Origin of the sequence: Veillonella sp., assembly GCF_018364065.1 — a bacterium.
GTDB lineage: Bacteria > Bacillota > Negativicutes > Veillonellales > Veillonellaceae > Veillonella_A.
Genome location: NZ_JAGZMO010000001.1, coordinates 1 through 20,215 on the forward strand (window position 1 = coordinate 1; position 20,215 = coordinate 20,215).

At 42.7% G+C, this 20,215-nt stretch carries 17 protein-coding genes and 3 tRNA genes; 18 read left to right on the plus strand and 2 right to left on the minus strand.

The genetic code is table 11. The features are described 5' to 3' along the window. Window positions 1–639: 639 nt before the first annotated feature. Entirely contained in the window at window positions 640–1,317 is a 678-nt protein-coding gene (locus tag KHZ77_RS00005; protein ID WP_295194410.1) for a lactate utilization protein, read from the minus strand. Between the two features lie 84 nt (window positions 1,318–1,401). Further along, window positions 1,402–2,577, minus strand: a complete 1,176-nt coding sequence (locus KHZ77_RS00010) for a M20 family metallopeptidase (RefSeq protein ID WP_295194413.1) — start codon at window positions 2,575–2,577, stop codon at window positions 1,402–1,404. A gap of 533 nt (window positions 2,578–3,110) precedes the next feature. Between KHZ77_RS00010 and KHZ77_RS00015 the strand changes: the two genes are divergently transcribed. The 18 genes from KHZ77_RS00015 to metG all read left to right on the plus strand — a co-directional run bounded on the left by KHZ77_RS00015 (window position 3,111) and on the right by metG (window position 20,214). After that, window positions 3,111–4,484, plus strand: coding sequence for a sodium/glutamate symporter (locus KHZ77_RS00015; RefSeq protein ID WP_295194416.1), 1,374 nt, complete (start codon window positions 3,111–3,113; stop codon window positions 4,482–4,484). A 295-nt stretch (window positions 4,485–4,779) separates the two neighbouring features. Then, window positions 4,780–4,855 (plus strand) — tRNA-Trp (locus KHZ77_RS00020). A 107-nt stretch (window positions 4,856–4,962) separates the two neighbouring features. Continuing rightward, window positions 4,963–5,039: transfer RNA gene (locus tag KHZ77_RS00025), tRNA-Arg, on the plus strand. Window positions 5,040–5,075: 36 nt separating this feature from the next. Then, window positions 5,076–5,152: transfer RNA gene (locus tag KHZ77_RS00030), tRNA-Arg, on the plus strand. A gap of 469 nt (window positions 5,153–5,621) precedes the next feature. After that, entirely contained in the window at window positions 5,622–6,782 is a 1,161-nt protein-coding gene (gene nhaA / locus KHZ77_RS00035; RefSeq protein WP_295194418.1) for a Na+/H+ antiporter NhaA, read from the plus strand. 360 nt (window positions 6,783–7,142) lie between these two features. Beyond that, a complete protein-coding gene (locus tag KHZ77_RS00040; RefSeq protein WP_295194420.1) occupies window positions 7,143–8,003 on the plus strand; it encodes a peptidoglycan-binding protein in 861 nt (286 codons plus the stop codon). Window positions 8,004–8,258: 255 nt separating this feature from the next. Then, window positions 8,259–9,092, plus strand: a complete 834-nt coding sequence (gene purR / locus KHZ77_RS00045) for a pur operon repressor (RefSeq protein ID WP_295194422.1) — start codon at window positions 8,259–8,261, stop codon at window positions 9,090–9,092. A 1-nt stretch (window position 9,093) separates the two neighbouring features. Further along, window positions 9,094–10,479, plus strand: a complete 1,386-nt coding sequence (gene glmU / locus KHZ77_RS00050; protein ID WP_295194424.1) for a bifunctional UDP-N-acetylglucosamine diphosphorylase/glucosamine-1-phosphate N-acetyltransferase GlmU — start codon at window positions 9,094–9,096, stop codon at window positions 10,477–10,479. Window positions 10,480–10,765: 286 nt separating this feature from the next. After that, window positions 10,766–11,719, plus strand: a complete 954-nt coding sequence (locus KHZ77_RS00055) for a ribose-phosphate pyrophosphokinase (protein WP_295194426.1) — start codon at window positions 10,766–10,768, stop codon at window positions 11,717–11,719. Between the two features lie 22 nt (window positions 11,720–11,741). Beyond that, on the plus strand, window positions 11,742–12,317 hold the full coding sequence (pth, locus tag KHZ77_RS00060; protein WP_295194428.1) for an aminoacyl-tRNA hydrolase: 576 nt from the start codon (window positions 11,742–11,744) through the stop codon (window positions 12,315–12,317). Window positions 12,318–12,621: 304 nt separating this feature from the next. Then, a complete protein-coding gene (locus KHZ77_RS00065) occupies window positions 12,622–12,819 on the plus strand; it encodes a hypothetical protein (protein WP_295194430.1) in 198 nt (65 codons plus the stop codon). 74 nt (window positions 12,820–12,893) lie between these two features. Then, the gene (locus KHZ77_RS00070; protein WP_295194431.1) at window positions 12,894–13,409 is read left to right on the plus strand and encodes an NUDIX hydrolase; all 516 of its coding nucleotides are present in this window, start codon (window positions 12,894–12,896) and stop codon (window positions 13,407–13,409) included. Window positions 13,410–13,682: 273 nt separating this feature from the next. After that, a complete protein-coding gene (locus KHZ77_RS00075; protein ID WP_295194433.1) occupies window positions 13,683–14,366 on the plus strand; it encodes a thymidylate kinase in 684 nt (227 codons plus the stop codon). A 163-nt stretch (window positions 14,367–14,529) separates the two neighbouring features. Next, complete coding sequence (locus KHZ77_RS00080; protein WP_295194434.1) at window positions 14,530–15,573, plus strand: DNA polymerase III subunit delta'; 1,044 nt, start codon at window positions 14,530–14,532, stop codon at window positions 15,571–15,573. Then, window positions 15,570–16,415, plus strand: a complete 846-nt coding sequence (locus tag KHZ77_RS00085; RefSeq protein ID WP_295194435.1) for a stage 0 sporulation family protein — start codon at window positions 15,570–15,572, stop codon at window positions 16,413–16,415. Before KHZ77_RS00080 ends, KHZ77_RS00085 begins: the two co-directional genes overlap by 4 nt. A 1-nt stretch (window position 16,416) precedes the next feature. Then, window positions 16,417–17,268 carry a methyltransferase gene (locus KHZ77_RS00090; protein WP_295194436.1) on the plus strand — a complete coding sequence of 284 codons (852 nt, stop codon included), beginning with the start codon at window positions 16,417–16,419 and terminating at the stop codon, window positions 17,266–17,268. Continuing rightward, window positions 17,258–18,199 carry a 16S rRNA (cytidine(1402)-2'-O)-methyltransferase gene (gene rsmI, locus KHZ77_RS00095; protein WP_295194438.1) on the plus strand — a complete coding sequence of 314 codons (942 nt, stop codon included), beginning with the start codon at window positions 17,258–17,260 and terminating at the stop codon, window positions 18,197–18,199. Before KHZ77_RS00090 ends, rsmI begins: the two co-directional genes overlap by 11 nt. Continuing rightward, window positions 18,199–20,214 (plus strand): methionine--tRNA ligase, encoded by a 2,016-nt coding sequence (metG, locus tag KHZ77_RS00100; protein WP_295194441.1) that lies wholly within the window; start codon window positions 18,199–18,201, stop codon window positions 20,212–20,214. Before rsmI ends, metG begins: the two co-directional genes overlap by 1 nt. The last annotated feature ends 1 nt before the right edge of the window (window position 20,215 follow it).

A 20,215-nucleotide genomic window follows, 5' to 3' on the forward strand; every position in this document is an offset into this window, starting at 1 on the left:
ACACAGTAGTTAAGCTCGTAAACGCCGAAAGTACTTGGCTGGAAGCGGCCCGGAAGGATAGGAAGTTGCTGATTAATTAAAAGAAAAGGTCATACCCGAATGGGTATGACCTTTTTCTTTTATTGACGAGCTACTCCGTATCTCGTCAGGCTGCTTCCAGCCAACTTACCAGGATGTGACAATAATGGAAAAGCACAATAGTGGCCAGGGATAAATAGCGAACATGCTTTAAAGGAACGGAGTGACGCATAAAGCATTGTGAGTCTTTTAGCTCATGGCGTAAGATTTCGCGTAGCGAAATCCACAGCCACTGAGCAGGAAGTTGCTGACAGACAACACTTCCTAGCCTTCACGAGATACAAAGTATCTCGTTAGGGCTGCTTCCAGCCAACTCAGTAGAAGTAGAGTAGTCTGTTTATAGTAGAATAAGCGGCTCCGGTAAATAGCGAACACGATTTAAAGGACTGTAAGGACGCATAAATCGTAGTGAGTCTTTTAGTTCGGCTCGTAAGATTCTTCGCAGAAGAATCCTCAGAGACCGAACAGGAAAACTTCTATGGACTCAGGGGCTTCGAAGCGACGCGCGAATACCAACAAAAAAAGACACACCCACAGGTGTGTCTTTCTTCATATCCAATTCTAAAACCCAAGTTCCTCATTAATTATAATAACTTCCATGGTGCTCATGTTCCGCATTTTCTTGTAATAGATAGTCAACGCATTGCAAATACGATCTTGGGAAGCGCAGTTATAGCATTTATCTTCCTTAATTACGCATGGTGTTTTTGAATCTTTTTTGTTTTTCTTCGCATTGAGTGGAGCAGCAACGTTTCGTGCCCGATGTATAGCAGAAGCTAAATCAGGGGTTATTTTATTGATGCCCAAGACAAAGAATACTTCGTCTGAACCGAATAGGGAACAGGCCACGCGGTTACCGGTGCCGTCAATGTTCACCAATTCACCGGTCTGGCTTAGGGCATTGACGGATGTTAAAAATACATCATGCTGCATGGTGCGAAGGGCGGTATCACGGAAGTTTTCACCAGGTAAAGGTTGGTTTATGTCGGTAACTTTAGGATTATTTTTCTTAAGAACTTCATACATATTAAGAGCTAAAAGTGTTCTTGAGTCACCTAAAGCTACAGTTTTACCTGTAATACGAGATGACAGGTAATCGACTGCTTCCTGTGAAGTTTCAAAATAATGAACTACGAAGTTATTAAATTCAAGATTTTTCTTGGTTAAAGCAATATCAATAGGCGCCGAACTTGGTTCAGGCGCTGTGCATGCCTTAATAGTTTCAGCTGAATTAGACATGTACGACTCCTTATAAAACTAATCAGAATTTAATACAAAATACTCATTTGAAATAATACATGATATTAGTGATTAGAACTAGTATTATTTAGCGGCTAATTTTACAGCACCGCGGAGCATTACTTCCATACCGATTGGAAGTGCATTAATATCTACGCGGAAGCAGCCGTGGTGGATAGGGTGAACAAAGCCTTTTTCTTCGTTACGCATGCCCAGGAAGAAGAAGCAGCCCGGTACAACGCGTAAGTAGCGGGAGAAGTCTTCTGCGCCCATCAATGGTTCAATCGTAGGCAGTGCATTAGCACCGAATTCCGTTTCAATGATTTCTCGAATTGTTTTGGCAACTTCTGCATTATTGATTGTAGCATCGTAGCCGTAAACGTAGTTTACTTCAGCAGTAGCACGATGGGTAGCGGCAATACTCTTAATAATTTCTTCAATTCGTTTCGCTGCATAGGAACGGGCATGTTCGCTGAAGCTGCGCACGGAGCCACCTAATTCTGCAGTGCCCGGAATTACGTTAACAGCACTGGAACCGGCGTGGAATTGAGTAACGCTGACTACGAGCTGATCTAATGGATCGATTTCGCGAGAAACGATGTGTTGCAGATTAGCAACAACTTCAGCACCGATAGCTACAGGATCCACTGCTAAATGTGGTTGAGATGCATGTCCACCACTACCTTGGATTTTAGCCGTAAAGCGGTCGGATGCAGCCATCATAGCACCGTCGCGAACACCGATTTGACCGGTAGGAATGGTTGGCATAACGTGTTGTCCTAAAATATAATCAACACCTTCTAAAGCGCTACCCTTGATGTATTCAATAGCACCGCCAGGGAATTCTTCTTCGCCAGGTTGGAAGAGTAGGCGATAGGTACCTTGCAACTGATCTTGGTATTTGCTAAGAATCGCAGCCACACCAAGTAACATTACTGTGTGAGCATCATGACCACAACCATGCATGAATCCTTCTTTTTTGGAAGCAAATTCAAAATCTCCTAATTCTTGCATGCGAAGACAGTCAATATCTGCGCGAAGAGCAATCGTATTGCCCGGTTGAGCGCCTTTAATTTCGGCAATTAAACCGGTTGGTGTAATCTGAGAAATTGTATAGCCGCCCATTTCGGTAAGTCGAGCTTTAATAAACTCTGTAGTTTCAAATTCCTGGAACGAAGGTTCAGGATATTGGTGCAAATGTTGGTACCATTCTACAACTTGAGGAAATTCTGTTTGGATAGCATCTTTTATGTTGAACATAGTTGGGCCTCCCTGCGATGTAAAATAAAGAACGACCGATAAAATACGGCAAATACAGAGTATTTCTATACTCTGTACTAAAAATCTCATTTATGCAAATAAAACATTTGCAAATTATGAGAATACAGGTATAATTTAATTATTCATAATTATACTTTCTATAGTCTTATTATATGAAAAATAAAATTTATTGCAAGAAGGAATTTAATAGGGTACATATAAATTAGGTCAATTTTAGACAATTTGTAAGAGAATATAGCTTAGATAGGAGATTTTATCGAAGTATCTTTTATTTATTGGTATATGCAATTATATGTTACAAATTATGATGAAATTTCCTAATAATTTTAAAATTTGCTTTCTCATGAATAAGAAAGTATTTTTTTGTATATATTTTTATTCTATAGAATGATATGATATGAATAAGAACGTTATGTGACAATATTGAGAAAATATCTTTGGTGGAGATAGACATTGTTACATGTAGTAGAGAGTTTTGGAAAGTAAAGGGTATTTAGAAAGGAGAGATTGGTATGACCAGTAAAATGATGGCGGATATGCTGTTTGCCTTAGGCGTCCTAAGTATGTTCCTGCTGCTGGGCACTTTTATTCGTGCGAAAGTTAGGGTATTGCAACAAACATTTATACCGGCCTCGGTCATTGGGGGATTTATTTTATTAATATTCGGCCCGGTAGGTTTAAACTGGATTCCATTGCCTGCTGATTGGATTAAGTTCTATTCACTCATTCCCGGCATTTTAATTGTACCTGTAGTAGCATCGGTACCGTTGGGACTTAAAATTACGTCGAGTGGTAAAACATTAAAGAACGTTATGCCATTAGCTTTAATCGGCAGTGCCATCGGGATGCTTCAATTTACATTAGGTTTCGTTACACAAGTTTTATTTGACGGATCTTACGATTTCTATCCTACATTCGGTTGGGAATTGGGCCTTGGCTATGTAGGCGGTCACGGAACGGCCGGCTTATTGGGGAATATGTTACAGGGCATGAACTTGCCGTTCTGGCATGTAGCCCAAGGTGTAGCGATCACAACAGCTACTTTCGGCTTAGTAGGCGGCATTATTCTCGGTATGATTTTAATTAACATCGCCGCTCGTCGTGGACAAACCAGTATTTTGAAAAAACCTGGTGATATTCCTGAAAGCTTTAAAGTAGGGTACATTAAAGACGTTTCCAAACAACCTTCCATGGGTCGTGAAACAACTATGTCATCGTCTATCGATGCTTACGCATTCCATTGTGCCATCATCTTTGGCGTATGCGCCGTATCTTATTGGTTGTTAGCGGTTATTAAAGGCGCTAAAGTTCCTGTTCTTAAAGATATTTCCATCTGGGCTTACTGCATCATCGTTATGTTTATCGTTTGGTGGGCCATTTTAAAATTAAAAATCGACTACTTAGTTGACGGTAAAGTAAAAAGTAAAATTTCCGGTTCCTTAACAGAGTTTGCCGTAGTAGCTGCTATCGGCAGTATGCCTATTAAAGCGGTAATGACTTACTTCGTGCCAATCTTGTTCATGTGTTTATTAGGCTACGTACTGACAATCGGCTTCTTATGGTTTACATGTAAAGCCTGGTTAAAAGACTACTGGTTCGAACACATGATTGCTACCATGGGTATGTCTACCGGCGTATTCCTAACAGGGATTCTCTTGCTTCGTATCTGTGATCCGGACTTCGAAAGCCCTGTATTGGCGAACTACTCATTGTCATATACTCTGACAAGTGTAGCGTACTTCGCAATCTTGAATGTATTCCTAAGCACATTGCTTTACAGCGGCATACAAAACGCAATCTGGCTCTCCTTGGGTTTGGGTGTTGCAGAAACAATAGCTGCGTTTGTTATTAGCCGTCTATTAATGGGTAAAGTACATAATGCATAAAGAGTAAGATCTAAAAAGTCTAAGATTTCTAAAAGAGTAAAATCTACGAAGCAGTTACCCTATAATGTTTAAAGAATTACAAATTACAAATGTAAAGGCGAAGTATAACTCGCTTCAACAAAAGCCGGCTTCCTATAGGGGAGTCGGCTTTTCCTGTTCATTGATCTTATAAGTGTCTAATGTTACTATGTAAAAAAGAACGTAAAAATTTCTCCATTTGTAAAATAAAGGTTTGACAAATGAAAGTATATTTGTTAATATATTCTAGTATCAAGTCTGACTTGTTTCGATACATAGGGGTATAGCTCAATTGGTAGAGTAGCGGTCTCCAAAACCGTTGGTTGTGGGTTCAAGTCCTACTGCCCCTGCCATTATATAGAACAGCGACCGTTTCGGTCGCTCATTCTATGTAAAATGTGAGTAAAATTGCACTTGCAATGCACTAAAGATTATGGTAATATAATTGAGTGCTTACGATGACTCAGTAGCTCAGCTGGATAGAGCGTTTGACTACGAATCAAAAGGTCGGGAGTTCGAATCTCTCCTGGGTCACCATTTTATCACATACCATTTAACTTAATATCTTAATATGACTCAGTAGCTCAGCTGGATAGAGCGTTTGACTACGAATCAAAAGGTCGGGAGTTCGAATCTCTCCTGGGTCACCAAGCTAAAGCCGCACGATGTGCGGCTTTTATTTTTACCTCCATGAGGACTAATTTTTAAATGGCAACTATATTTCTAAAATGGCTCTAATATAATACATATATATAAGGGTAAAAACTTTGTCATTAAACAAATGTATTTTTAGTATGCACAATTAATAGTTTTTTTTAGAAAACAAAGGTGATATAATAATTTACGTTAAGTTTTTTATAGAAGTCTATTTATAACTCAGGATTAATAAGTAGGTGTATAAAAGACTTGATACTAAATTAAATTGGCTTATTATCTTTGTTATATATTTAATAATAGCTTATAATAGAGAGTATACTGTACGAGGGTATATACAAAGTATATATATTGAATTTATAGTAAATAGCCCTCTTAGTGTTTTAGCTTGTATTATTCGATGTTGTTGGGTGTATGGTGAACTATGAGACAATTTAAAATTAGAATAGAAAGAAGAGGGGTATTATGACTAGGTGGTTTAAAGCGTTTATTCGATCCGCATCGGCAGGCGGTGTGCTGCTCTTATTGGCAGCTGCATTCGGGGTGTTTATGGCAAACTCGCCGGAGGCACAACAATATTTTGATTTCCTGAAAATGCCTTTAGGCCCGTTGTCCGTAGAACTTTGGGTTAATGATGTATTGATGGTAATCTTCTTCTTGGGGGTAGGCCTGGAAGTTAAGCATGAAATGATTGATGGCGAGCTTAACACGAATGCAAAGCGATTCTTACCAAGTATCGGTGCTTTGTTCGGCGTGTTGGGGCCGGCTATTATTTTCACACTGTTTAACTTACATGAACCGACTCATTTGAGAGGATGGGCAATTCCTACAGCAACTGATATTGCCTTCGCCATAGGGATTGTATCATTGATTGGACCTCGCGTTCCAATTGCGTTGAAAGTATTTATGACAACATTGGCGGTTGTAGATGACTTAATAGCAGTTATTATTATTGCCGCTGTATATACAGAAAGTTTGCAGTTTATGTATATGGGGATTGCATTACTCTTTATCATAGTATTGGTTATTATGAATAAGAAAAATGTTATCAATCCATTCCCTTACATAATTCTTGGTATCGGTTTATGGTTCTGTATCTTCCAGTCCGGCTTGCACGCCACATTGGCAGGTGTTATCTTGGCTATGACCATTCCTTACAAAGTAATGCGTAACGGCCATGAAATTACACCGGTTAACAACTGGATCATCGCATTACACAATTGGATTATATTCCTGATTATTCCAATTTTCGGTTTTGTTAATGCGGGCGTTTCCTTTGCACATATCACATTGGCAGACTTTTCGAACCCGATTGTATTGGGCGTAACATTAGGCCTGTTCTTCGGTAAACAAATCGGTATTTTCGGTATCATGTTCCTTTTGGTAAAAATGAAAGTGGTACCTATGCCAACACATGCTTCCTGGGCGCATGTATACGGCATAGCACTTTGTTGTGGTATCGGTTTCACCATGAGCTTATTCGTAAATATGCTTGCATTCCCTGCAGGTCATGAACAGGAAATGGCTAAAGTGGGTATCTTCCTTGGATCCATCATTTCCGGTATTCTCGGTTATATCGTTCTTCGTTACTTTACAGAAGACGTATCAGCGATTGAACACGAGTAATCAGCAAATTAAATGCTTCCTACTGACGATTTTGTCAAGTAGGAAGCATTTTTTTGTGTGGAAAAGTTTTTGTAATGCCGGTTGTGTATTTACAAGAGATTTTTGTTAAAAGTTGTTGCATGCAAAATTCAAGGATGTAGCAGGAATCGCGGTGTATGAGGGAGTTTTGCTGTTTTCTTCCTAAACTTTAACAAAATTTTAAATAACTTTCTATAGATTTTCTTCAGTTTTACACAAGTGGGAAATAGGGTGCATTTTTTTGATAAAAGTGGTGAATCGAGCTGCTAAAAGTAGCGTATTTTTGACAAACATCCCAAAATGCTGTAAAATAATAATGCATTTAGATATGAGGTGGAAATATTGAGAAAGCTTAGAATCCTAACGGTTCTCTTTACACTTCTCATAGCGTGTACTTCAGTAGTATGGGCTGATGTGGGGCGTGGTGATCGTGGCAGTGAAGTTCAATATGTCCAGCGTATGTTGGTAACGCAAGGGTATTTAGTGGACAAGGCTGACGGTGTTTTCGGCAATAATACGGAATATGCAGTGCGTATTTTCCAAAAGCAGAAGAATCTTCCTATTACAGGGAAGGTGGACAGTAAAACACTAAGCGCAATCAAAGAGAATAATAAACACTTTGAAGTATCGCAACCATCACAAGCTGCTTCGCAGCAATCCCGTGATGTGTCGCAACAGTCGCGTAACGTAAGAAGTAAGGTAGAAGTATCCCGCTTCGGCGATCGCGGTCGTACCGTTTCTGATTTGCAGGTTCGTCTTGCAAGCAGCGGTTTTTCTCCAGGTTCAGTTGACGGTATTTTCGGTCAGGGCACAGCGGATGCATTAAAACGTTTCCAACAGGCTAACGGATTGACACCGACAGGAGAAGCAGACCAGAAGACCATGAATTTACTCGCTAAAGAGCGAGGAATCCCTACAGAGTACAAGAAAGCAATCTCCATGAATGCCAGCGCTTACTCGGCAGATGATCCGGGCAATTCGGCGTATACGGCACGAGGTAATTTACTAAAACGAGGCTACGTATCGGTAGACCCGGACGTAATACCGCTTGGGACTGCCGTGTATGTAGAGGGCTACGGCTATGCTGTGGCGGATGATATCGGTGGAGCCATCGTAGGCAACCGTATCGATCTGGCGATGGACTCACATGGTGAGGCTATCAATTATGGTCGACAAACAGTTATGGTATACATTTTAAATTAAATATTAGTTTTAGAGTTATAATAAGAGTATTTTTTATACATTGGTTAACATCTAAAATGCAGCAAAAAACCTTTGGCTTTGTCAGAGGTTTTTTTGTACCTCTTTTGAATGTGAACGTTTAAAAAAAATCCATCGGAACGTTGGCATTTTTACTCTTAAGGTGTGTATTTAATTCACTTTTTGTGGTATTCTAAAAGAGTAGAGGTAATGTTGTCCGTGATGGCAACGCTATTTTTTTGTATGAGGAGGGTTACTTTGGAAAAGGTGCGGCGAGTTGAGCGCATGGTAGCGCTGACTAAACTGTTAGTAGATTCTCCACAGGAACTAATTTCCTTGCGCTATTTTTGTGATTTTTTTAATATTGCTAAATCAACTTTAAGTGAAGATATTACCTGTGTAAAGGATTCACTGCAGCGTTTTTCTTTGGGCACCGTTGAAACTGTGGCCGGTGTGGCCGGCGGTGTTCGTTTTATTCCGTATCGCAAAGGCGAGCGGGCCTTAGCCGTATTAAAAGATGTACAAAGTCGCTTACAAGAAGCGGATCGTGTAATTGCGGGCGGTTTTTTATATATGTCCGACATTTTATATGATTGGCATATTACAAGTCGTCTGGGTGAAATATTTATGACTCGTTTTGCCGAGCGTAACCCTGATTATATTATGACCGTAGAAACAAAAGGGATTCCCTTGGCGGTCATGGTGGCACGAGCTTTTAACAAGCCCCTTGTCATCGCACGGCGCGACAGTAAGGTAACGGAAGGTTCGTCTATCAGCATCAACTATGTAACCGGTTCATCCCGGCGTATTCAGACCATGTCGCTCACCAAACGGGCGATTCCGCCGAAGGCAAGAGTCCTTCTGATTGATGACTTTATGAAAGCGGGCGGAACGGCTCATGGCATGAAGGAGCTTGTTCAGGAAATGGGCGGCGTTGTAGTCGGTACAGGTGTACTGGTGGCAACGGCCTTGCCAAATCCGAAAGTCGTAGATGATTATGAGGCTTTATTACGACTTAACAAGGTAGATGAACAAACGCGAAGTATCGATATAGAGCCTATTTATTTTATGCCTGATGAGGAGACAAAATAGCATGAAACCAATTACATCATTAATATTAGCTGCCGGCAAAGGCACACGTATGAAGTCCAAGTTGCCTAAGGTATTGCACAAAGTAGGCGGCAAACCGATGGTGGAGCGCGTGTTGAACACAGTTAAAGAACTGGGCACAGAGCGCAATGTAGTTATCGTCGGATTCGGCGGAGAAGCTGTGAGAGAGTATTTAGGGGATACAGCTGAATTTGTAACTCAGGCTGAACAGAACGGTACGGGTCATGCAGTTAAGCAGGCTAAACCTTTATTGGGTTCTTATGAAGGAACCATCTTGTTGCTTTGCGGCGACACACCATTAGTTACTAAAGAATCTTTAGAATCTTTGGTACAGGAACATGAAGCAACCGGAGCGGCGGCTACTGTATTGACCGCACATTTAGACAATCCGACAGGATACGGCCGCATTATTCGCGATGAAGCAAGCGGCAAAGTGCTTCGCATTGTAGAACAGAAAGACGGATCTCCTGAAGAGTTGGCTGTTCAGGAAATTAACACCGGTATGTACGCTTTTGACAGCCAAAAACTTTGGCCTTGTTTAGAAGAATTATCTGACGATAATGCGCAAGGCGAATTGTATATTACTGATGTGGTAAGTATTTTAGTAAATAAAGGGGAACGTGTGAGCGCCTCCATGTTGGCTCACATGGAAGAATCCTTGGGCGTTAACTCCCGCGCGCAGTTGGCTGAAGCGGAACGAATTTTACGTGAACGTACTAACAGACATTGGATGGACCAGGGTGTAACCATCATTGATCCGGCGAATACGTACATCGGAACCGATGTAACGATCGGCAGTGATACGGTTATTTATCCGGGCACTATCCTGGAAGGTAAGACTGTAATCGGCGAAGCCTGTGAAATCGGACCGCACACACGTTTTACCAATGTAATTGTAGGCGATGGCAACTATATCCATTTCACCTATGCACATGATTGCGAAGTGAAAAACAACACGGATATTGGACCATACGTACACTTACGTCCGAATACAGTAATCGGTGATCGCGTTCACATCGGCAACTTTGTGGAAGTGAAAAACAGTAATGTTGGGGAAGGTACTAAATTCCCTCATTTATCCTATATTGGCGACAGCGATGTAGGATCCGGTGTAAATATCGGCTGTGGTACAATTACAGTAAACTATGACGGTAAATTGAAACACCGTACAATTATTGAAGACGATGCGTTTGTAGGTTGCAACAGCAACTTGGTGGCTCCGGTAACCATCGGCAAGGGAAGCTATGTAGGCGCCGGATCCACGATTACGAAACCTGTACCGCCTAAATCTTTAGCGGTAGGCCGTGCCCGTCAAATCGTAAAAGAAAATTGGGTAACGGAAGACACATTTAAGAAAAAGAGCAAATAACAGATTCAAAAAAGAACTAATTATAGATTTAACAAAAAGAACCAATTACCGGTTTAAGAAAAAACATGAAATAGAATCAAGTTGCAAATGGGCGAGACGCTCAAGAAAAACATCTGTCTTTTCAGTAAATATAATAAGTAACAGGTTCGAAAAAAGAATAAATAATATGTAAAAAATATTTGACAAAAATTTTGCATAACACATGAGGAATAGTATACAATAGGTATTGATGAAGTTTGCCAAGAGCAACAGTATTAATTGACAAAAGCAAAAGGGGTATCGAGACATGGCATTTGAAGATGGTAAGAAACTTAAAATTTTCACAGGGAATGCAAATCCTGAACTGGCGAAGGAAATCTGTGATTACTTAGGCTTACCTTTAGGCGAAGCGTTTGTAGGTCGCTTTAATAATGGCGAAGTACAGATTATGATTGATGAAAGTGTACGTGGTAAGGATGTATTTATTGTGCAGCCTACCAGTTATCCCGTTAATGACAATCTGGTTGAATTGTTAGTTATGGCCGATGCATTGAAACGTGCGTCCGCCCGTCACATTACAGCAGTGGTTCCTTACTACGGCTATGCCCGTCAGGACCGCAAAACTCGTGGTCGTGAACCTATTACAGCTAAATTAGTGGCAGATTTAATGCAGACTGCCGGTATTACCCGCTTGGTAACTATCGACTTGCATGCCGGACAGATTCAAGGTTTCTTCAACGTACCTGTGGATCATTTATTTGGTGCGTCCATTATCGCCAAATACATCAATGAAAAGAAAATGGAAGATTTAATCGTAGTATCCCCTGACTTGGGCGGTGTTACACGTGCTCGTGATTTGGCTGACCGCATCGGTGCACCAATCGCGATTATTGAAAAGAAACGTCCTCAACCGGGCGTTGCAAAAGTTATGAACTTAATCGGTAATGTAGAAGGCAAAAACTGTATCATCATCGACGATATCGTTGATACAGCAGGATCTCTTGTAGAAGGTGCGAAAGCCCTTAAAGAATTTGGTGCTAAATCCGTTATGGCCTGTGTAACACATGCTGTATTGACTGACCCTGCTTGCGAACGCATTGCTAATTCCAATATTGAAGAATTGATTATTACCAACACAATCAGCTTACCGGAAGAACATAAATTACCTAATATTACATCGCTTTCCGTAGCGCCTTTATTAGGTGAAGCTATCATGCGTATTTTCCATGAAGTGTCGGTAAGTAACTTGTTCGACAAATAATCATTCCTAGTAGGATGAAACATTGAAAATAGTAGTAGGCCTCGGTAATCCGGGGAAAGAATATGAAACAACAAAACATAATATAGGATTTATGGTCATCGATGCCATTGCCGCCAAAGAAGCCCATACACCATGGAAAGAAGATTTTAACGCACTAATTTCCACGATTCAGGTGGATGGCGAGAAGGTGTTGCTCGTAAAGCCGCAAACCTTTATGAACAACAGCGGTGAGTCTGTAGGACCGCTTATGCGTTACTACAAGGTGGCGCCGCAGGATGTGTACTGCATTTATGACGACATGGACTTACCGGTCGGCAAACTGCGTATTCGTCCAAATGGCAGTGCGGGCGGGCATAATGGGATTAAATCCCTCATTGCTCACATAGGCACACATGAGTTCCCTCATTTCCGCTTCGGCATCGGCCGTCCGTTGCCACAGTGGACTGTCATCGATCATGTGCTGGCTCCATTCCCGAAAGAACAGATGGATAAAGTGGAAACCGGCATTAAAGATATGGTGAAAGCAGTTCTTGGCACATTGGAAGTAGGCATTGACCGCGGTATGAATCTGTATAATCCGAAACGCAGACCCAGATAGGGTTTAGTGTAATAAAAAAGTGGTTTCAGCCATGCTGGAACCACTTTAATTTTTGAACTGAACTCAAACTGAAAATAATTAATAAAAAGAGTTGACCAAATCGAAATTAATTGATATAATAACTCTATTATCCGTAATAGATTGTTAGAGTTAATTTTGAGGAGGATGAACTTATAGCCCGAATGTCATAATCTGAACAAGTGTCTCTACAATCGAAAAGGGTATGTGGTAATAACCCAACCACTTTTTGGCAGTAGGTTTGACCCAACCACTGTAGTTTATAAAATTACAAGGAGGTTCGATTATGAACAAGATTAAAAGTTTATCGAACCGCTTATCGGTGCTGGGATATAGTGGTTTCGAGATTTCTCACATTATTAATTATGCCGCTGGCGGCAAACAATTGACAACATTAAGTAACAATCAGTTACGTCATGTTATCAGTCAAATGGAAAAATATGTAACACTAGGCATGCAATATGCAGCTGCATACAGCAAGTAATAGTGCATAACTTTAGGAGACTATACGGAGTATAGTCTCCTTTTTTATATATACTTTTCAGCGGGGAGGCAAGTATGTTCGTAAGAACCAATAATAAACAACGAAAAACACGGACACTTTCAGACAGGCGTCCGCCGGTACAGCGGATGGGCATGTCGGTGAAGTGCATGATTTTCCATGAAGGTGACGTGCTTTTACTACAAAAAAAAGATAGAGAAGGCCTGAGACCTTGGGAATTTCCCGGCGGTGGTTTAGAATTTGGCGAAGACTTACATGATGCGGCCTTGCGGGAAGTGAAGGAAGAAACAGGCCTTGCCGTGGAGCTGTTAGATGTGGCCGGCTTATGGTCCTATCGCCGCAGCAAGTTGCAGTTTTTGACCGGCGTTATTTTTATTGCCAAAGCAACAGATCGCAATGTAGTGCTCTCTAATGAACACACCGACTTTGCGTGGGTAAATCCGGCCGATTTCCATAAATATCTGTTGCAGGATTCCTTGCGCAAAGCATTGGATCGCATTCAGGAATCCAGTAGCCGCGGTCAAGAATTGCGCCATTATTTTGTTGACAATTATCGAGGTCACAAAGAATAGATTATCCTATAAAAGAAAAGATTTCTCCATAATAGATTTGCCTATAAAAGGCCAAAAAAGAGTAGATCGCTTCTATGATAGCTTTTCCTAAAGTATAATAAATATCTGGCATAGGTATGGTAAAATAATAGAGTAATATACTTATGATACAGCGTAATATACAGTTAGGAACAAAGTCTTAATTGAGTATTGCAAGTGAAAAGCGTTATTAGGGATATGTAAGTGAAATACTTAATTAGAAGTAGGTAAAATACACGAATGAGGAGTTAAATAATGGGCACATTGATTATTATTGAAGGCGGCGACGGCAGCGGCAAAGCGACGCAGACGAAGGCTTTAAAAGAGCGATTGGAGCAGGAAGGCTATAAAGTTAAGACTGTAAGTTTTCCCAATTACGACAGTCCGGCAGCCATGCCTGTAAAAATGTATCTGGCCGGTGATTTCGGCAAGAAACCGTCCGATGTAAATCCCTATGTAGCCAGTACATTATATGCGGTGGATCGCTTTGCATCTTATCGCACTGATTGGGAAGAGTTTTACAAGGATGGCGGCATTATATTGGCAGACCGGTATACTACATCCAATATGATTCATCAGATGGTAAAGTATGATGATCCGCAGGAACGCCGCGATTTTCTGGCGTGGCTTGATGATTTTGAGTTCAATAAGTTCGGTCTCCCTCGTCCCGATGCGGTATGTTTGCTGGATATGCCACTGGCTACGAGCGAGGCGCTCATGAAGGGTCGTCAGCATAAAACCGGCGGTGCCACAGGCGATATTCACGAAGGAAATCACGAGTATTTAGTGCGTGTTCACCAGGCCTATGATGAACTGGTGAAAACCTATGACTGGCATCGCATTGACTGCGTAAATGAAGCCGGTCAAATTCGCACAATTGAAGCGATTCACGAAGATGTATATAAGGCAATTGAACCCCTAATCAACGCGGTGGATTAGTTGTATTTTTATAGTATTGCGGTATATAATATTTAGTATGTTATATACTGCTTTTATTTTATATTCTCCGTTCATATGTAGCGTGAGAATTATATATAGAGTGCTTTATTTTTACAGTGTGAATATGTTATATTCCGCTTTTATTTTACAGTAGGAGAGGCGCATGTCGTATTTTGATCAAGTCATAGGACAAGAAGAGATTATCGCTCATGTAAGTGATTTGGTAAGTCGGCAAACATTGCCTCACAGTCTGTTATTTTACGGTGAAGCAGGGCTCGGCAAATTACAGGTAGCCATCGGCTTAGCCTCTTTATTAATAGGACGACCGGTCTTTTCGTTTGACAATGGTAAGTCGTATTTGGAAAAAATACGGCAGGCCCGCGTTATGGAAGGGGAATCGGAAAAGTCCAGTGAAGCACAGGGACTGCCCATTTATATCGACAAGGGAGACGCATTCTGGCTGCGGCCGATGAAGTCTACGTTGCGCGTGGAACAGTGGTATGAGCTGTTGGGGCAGTACTTAACGAAAGTCAGTGATAACAATCGAGTGGTTATTGTAGAAGATTTTCAAACCGCCAACGCGGTCATGGCCAATGCCATGTTGAAAACCATCGAAGAACCGCCTCGTAATACATATTTTATTATCATTACCAATCAGATTGCCAATGTATTGCCCACTATATTGTCGCGCTGCATGACAGTGTCCTTCGGCCCGGTCAGTGATGAAACCATCGTTGCCGGACTGGCTAAAGAAGGCATTACGGGAGATTTACGGATGGCCTTAGGGGCCGGACAGGGAAATCCCGGATTGGTGCGTCAATTTGCGGGACAGGCCAGTTTGCCCATGTTGGCATTAGCCATGGACCTATTGGAACTCTTGCCGGAGCCGTTCTTTTTTACGAAGGGCTCACTGGCAACGGAATCCTTGGATCGGGAGGCTTTAAAAGAGCTTATGGGCTGGATCCGTTTGTTGAGCCGTGATATGATGGCGTTGCGTTTCGGCGCCGGTAATGATGTATTGCAATGCCTGATGTATAAAGACAGGATGTTGCAGATTTTACCTAAGTGGAGTGCCCGCGCCCTGTTAAAGGTTCAGAGCGAAACGCTCAGCGCGGAAGAGGCACTTCGTTCATATATAAAAGGAAGTTTAGTAATGGATGGTGTTTTACTTACACTGAGACAGACCATAAAGGAGGATAACCAGTGACGACCATAGTAGGTATTCGTTTTAAAAAAGCTGGTAAAATATATTATTTTGCCCCCGGCGGCGCCACCTTGGCATTAGGTGACGGCGTTATCGTAGAGACGGCGCGAGGCCTTGAATACGGCGACGTGGTAATTGCACCGCGTCAGGTGGAAGACGAGACAGTGGTACAGCCGCTTAAGAGCGTCATCCGCAAAGCAACACCGAAAGATTATAAACAGGTGGAGAAGAATAAGCAGCGCGAAGAACGTGCTTTCGACATTTGTTTGGAAAAGATTGCCAATCGCAAGTTGCCTATGAAGCTCATCAATGTAGAATATACATTTGATATGAATAAAATCATTTTCTTCTTCACTGCAGACGGTCGAATCGACTTCCGTGATTTGGTAAAAGATTTGGCTACTGTATTCCGCACGCGTATTGAATTGCGCCAGGTCGGTGTCCGCGATGAAGCGAAGATTATTAACAGTATCGGCGCCTGTGGGCGTCCGCTTTGCTGCGCCACATTCTTAGGTGATTTTACGCCTGTGTCTATTCGCATGGCGAAGGATCAGAACTTGAGCTTGAACCCTACGAAGATTTCCGGCGTGTGCGGCCGACTCATGTGCTGCTTGAACTATGAAAACGACTTATACGCTAAGGGCGGCGACTTATATGTGCAGAAGGAAAAACCTGTTCATGTAGTGGTAGAGCCTCCAGGAATCGGCCGTGAGGTCGTTACTGATGAAGGTCTTGGCAAAGTCCTTAAAATTAACCGCAACAAGAAAATGGTAAAAGTACAGCTCGACGAAGGTCGTACCATTGACTTGCCATGGTCCGAAATCGTGTTACCTGATGAGGAATAATATGGACGAGCCGAAGCAGCAGGCGGAGCGCTCGGAGTCGTCCTTTTCAGGAACAAATGTGAGCGAGCTAAATAATGGGTCGGAGCGCTCCGAATATCCTGTTAAGGAAGCTCATATAAGTGAGGCGAAGCAGCATCCTTTGGAGCGTCTGGACGACCTCATTATTGGAGGCATGAAGCTGTGGCAGCGCATCGATCAGTTCCGTTTCTCCATAGATGCCATTATCCTGAGTCATTTCGTGACGATCAAGCAGGGATGGCAGTATGGCGATTTGGGAACCGGCACAGGGGTAATCCCCCTGGTGCTGTCCGGCCTTGGAGCGCAGCATATTACGGGCTTTGAGATTAACCCTGTAACGGCTGACTTGGCAAAGCGTAATGTGGTGCTGAATCAGAAGCAGGAGTCGATTTCAATAGTAGAAGGAGACTACTGCAAGTTGCCTATGGCGGAGTACAATGGCCGTTTTGACGGACTGGCGGTTAACCCGCCTTATTTTGAATCCAACACGGGGGCAGTGCCTGTTTCCGAAGGAATTCAGGTAGCGCTCCATGAGGCCCATACGACCATTGAGGATGTGTGTGCCGCGGCGTCTCAATTATTAAAATTTCGCGGCCGTTTGTGGATGATATATCGGGCGGAGCGCCTGGCTGATGCCCTGCAGGCATTGCGCGCTCGACAGCTGGAGCCGAAGCGGGTTCGCTTTGTGCACTCCATGCCGGGAAAAGCGGCGAAGCTGGTTCTCATAGAAGCAGTAAAGGGTGGCCGCAGCGGCATGAATGTGGAAGCTCCTTTATATATTTACGAAGGACCTGGCCAATACAGCGAGGAGGTACTGACTTGGTATGGAAAATAAAATAGGAACCCTGTATCTGGTGCCTACGCCTATTGGTAATTTGGAAGATATTACATACCGTGCGGTGCGGATTCTGCAGGAAGTGGATGTAATTGCCGCGGAAGATACGCGCCATACAGGAGTGTTGTTAAAACATCTGGATGTGCATACGACCTTGACGTCGTATCACGAGCATAATAAGGCGGTGAAAGGGCCGCAGCTCATCGAAGATTTGCTGGCAGGCAAGGACATTGCCGTTGTAAGTGATGCGGGCATGCCCGCCATTTCCGATCCGGGCGCCGATCTGGTGGAACTGGCTTTGGCGGAACACATTACAGTGGTACCGTTGCCGGGACCGAATGCGGCGCTAACAGCCCTCATTGCTTCCGGATTGAATACGCGGGAGTTTTCTTTTATTGGTTTTTTACCGAAGAAAACGGCCAATCAGAAAGAGCTGCTTCAGCGCATACAGCGCTACGAAGGAACGCTCATTTTTTATGAGGCGCCCCATCGATTGGAAGCGACGTTGAAGACGTTATACACGAACCTGGGGAATCGGCCGTTGGTGTTGGCCCGTGAACTGACCAAGAAGTTTGAAGAGTTTACGCGCACCACATTGGCGGATGCCATAACCGATTATGAGCAGATTACGGAACGTGGTGAATTTGTATTGCTCGTGGGCGGGTATGAGCCGGTGGGCAGTGACGGTAGCAGAGAATCCATCGATGACACCGGACAGACGGAATCGGACACGGTGAAAAGCATTCACAGTGCGGAACTCTTAGACCGCAGTACACTGACTGATGAAGACTATGTCTTGTTTGCCAAAGAGTTGATGGATACAGGTTTAACAAAGAAAGATGCAACCCGTGAAGTTGCCAAAAGACTGGGCATTTCACGGCGATTAGTATATAATGCAGTAGAAGAATACTTCCAGAAGGAGGATGTATAATGACAGATACGCATGCAACATCAAAGAAAACTTATTATATTACGACCCCGATTTACTACCCAAGTGCAAAACTCCATATTGGACATACTTACTGTACATCGGTGGCCGATACGATTGCACGTTTTAAACGCCGTGCCGGCTATGACGTGCGCTTTTTGACAGGTTCCGACGAACATGGTCAAAAGATTCAGCGCGTAGCCGAAGAAATGGGAATTACGCCATTAGAATACACGACAAATATTGTAAACGGCTTTAAAAAACTTTGGGAAATGATGAATATTTCCAATGACGACTTCATCCGTACAACGGAAGAACGTCATGAAAAAGTAGTTCAAGATTTATTCCAGAAAGCCTATGACAAAGGGGATATTTATCTTGGCAAATACACAGGCTGGTACTGTATTCCGGATGAAACATTCTGGACTGAGCAGAAGTTGGGACCTAACCACACTTGCCCTGACTGCGGTCGTCCTGTACAGAAAGTAGAAGAAGACGCTTACTTCTTCAAAATGAACAAATACGCCGATCAATGGCTTAAGTTTATTGAAGAAAACCCTGATTTCATTCAGCCGGAATCCCGCCGCAATGAAATGATTCAATTCGTAAAACAGGGCTTGGAGGATCTTTGCGTATCCCGTACAAGCTTCGACTGGGGCATTCATGTACCATTCGATCCGAAACATGTAGTATACGTATGGTTTGACGCTTTGGTAAACTATATCAGCGCCTTAGGACCTCTCGATGATGACAAGAGCCTATATGAACGTTTCTGGCCGGCCGATCTTCATTTGGTAGGCAAGGAAATCGTTCGTTTCCATACCATTATTTGGCCAATCATGCTCATGAGCCTCGGTTTGCCATTGCCTAAGAAAGTATTCGGTCACGGCTGGCTTATCGTTGACGGTACTAAGATGAGTAAATCTTTGGGCAATGTAATCGATCCGATTCCATTGATTGAAACATACGGTTCCGATGCACTTCGCTACTATTTATTGAGCGAAATTCACTTGGGCAACGACGGCAACTTCACATTGCCTAACTTTGTGCAACGTGTAAATTCCGATTTGTCCAACGACCTGGGAAATCTTCTTAATCGCACCGTAGCGATGATTGAGAAATACCATGGGGGTGTTATCACTAAGACTGCTTCAGAAGGCCCTTACGATACAGATTTGGTGGCTTTAGCGGAACAAACAGTGAAGGATTATGAGTCCTACATGGAATCCTATGAACTGAACAAAGCGTTGAAAGCTGTATGGCAGCTTATTAGCCGTACAAACAAATACATCGATGAAACTATGCCTTGGATTTTGGCTAAGAAACAGAACGAAGGGGACGAAGCCCGTCTTCATGCTGTAATGTATCATTTGGCGGAAGCACTTCGCATCATCGCTATTTTAGTTGATCCTGTAATTCCTACAGGGGCTCCTAAAATCTGGGAGCAATTGGGTCTCACCGGTTTCACAGAAGCTAAATTAGATGATGTAAGAACTTGGGGTGGTTTACCTGACGGCACAAAAGTGGTGAAGGGCGATCCTATCTATCCTCGTTTTGAAATGCCTGAAATGGTAGAAACACCTGTACAGGAGCCTAAGAAAGAAGATAAGGGCAGCCTTCAGACTGCTTCTGATGCCACCGAAGCTGCGGCACAAGCTGATGGCGATGTGGCACAGGAAATTCCTCCAATTAAAGAAAATATTGAATACGATGATTTCGCCCGTCTTGACTTACGTGTGGCGGAAGTCGTATCTTGTGAGAAAGTTAAAAAATCCAAGAAGCTCCTCAAATTTGTGTTGAATGTGGGCGTGGAAGAACGTATCGTAGTGAGCGGCATTTCCCAATACTACGAACCGGAAGATATGATTGGCAAAAAAGTTATCTATTTAGCTAATTTGGCACCTAAGAAAATCATGGGCATTGAATCGAACGGCATGATTTTATCCGCTTCCGACTTTGCAGATCATTTGGAAGTTACTCAGATTAAGTCATTAATTCCTGGAAGTCTGGTGAAATAAG

Bases quoted from the DNA above. Each gene is read 5' to 3' on its own strand.
- KHZ77_RS00005 (WP_295194410.1), bottom strand. From the start codon at position 1,317: ATGTCTAATTCAGCTGAAACTATTAAGGCATGCACAGCGCCTGAACCA.
- KHZ77_RS00010 (WP_295194413.1), bottom strand. From the start codon at position 2,577: ATGTTCAACATAAAAGATGCTATCCAAACAGAATTTCCTCAAGTTGTA.
- KHZ77_RS00015 (WP_295194416.1), top strand. From the start codon at position 3,111: ATGACCAGTAAAATGATGGCGGATATGCTGTTTGCCTTAGGCGTCCTA.
- nhaA (WP_295194418.1), top strand. From the start codon at position 5,622: ATGACTAGGTGGTTTAAAGCGTTTATTCGATCCGCATCGGCAGGCGGT.
- glmU (WP_295194424.1), top strand. From the start codon at position 9,094: ATGAAACCAATTACATCATTAATATTAGCTGCCGGCAAAGGCACACGT.
- KHZ77_RS00055 (WP_295194426.1), top strand. From the start codon at position 10,766: ATGGCATTTGAAGATGGTAAGAAACTTAAAATTTTCACAGGGAATGCA.
- KHZ77_RS00065 (WP_295194430.1), top strand. From the start codon at position 12,622: ATGAACAAGATTAAAAGTTTATCGAACCGCTTATCGGTGCTGGGATAT.
- KHZ77_RS00070 (WP_295194431.1), top strand. From the start codon at position 12,894: ATGTTCGTAAGAACCAATAATAAACAACGAAAAACACGGACACTTTCA.
- KHZ77_RS00075 (WP_295194433.1), top strand. From the start codon at position 13,683: ATGGGCACATTGATTATTATTGAAGGCGGCGACGGCAGCGGCAAAGCG.
- KHZ77_RS00080 (WP_295194434.1), top strand. From the start codon at position 14,530: ATGTCGTATTTTGATCAAGTCATAGGACAAGAAGAGATTATCGCTCAT.
- KHZ77_RS00090 (WP_295194436.1), top strand. From the start codon at position 16,417: ATGGACGAGCCGAAGCAGCAGGCGGAGCGCTCGGAGTCGTCCTTTTCA.
- rsmI (WP_295194438.1), top strand. From the start codon at position 17,258: ATGGAAAATAAAATAGGAACCCTGTATCTGGTGCCTACGCCTATTGGT.
- metG (WP_295194441.1), top strand. From the start codon at position 18,199: ATGACAGATACGCATGCAACATCAAAGAAAACTTATTATATTACGACC.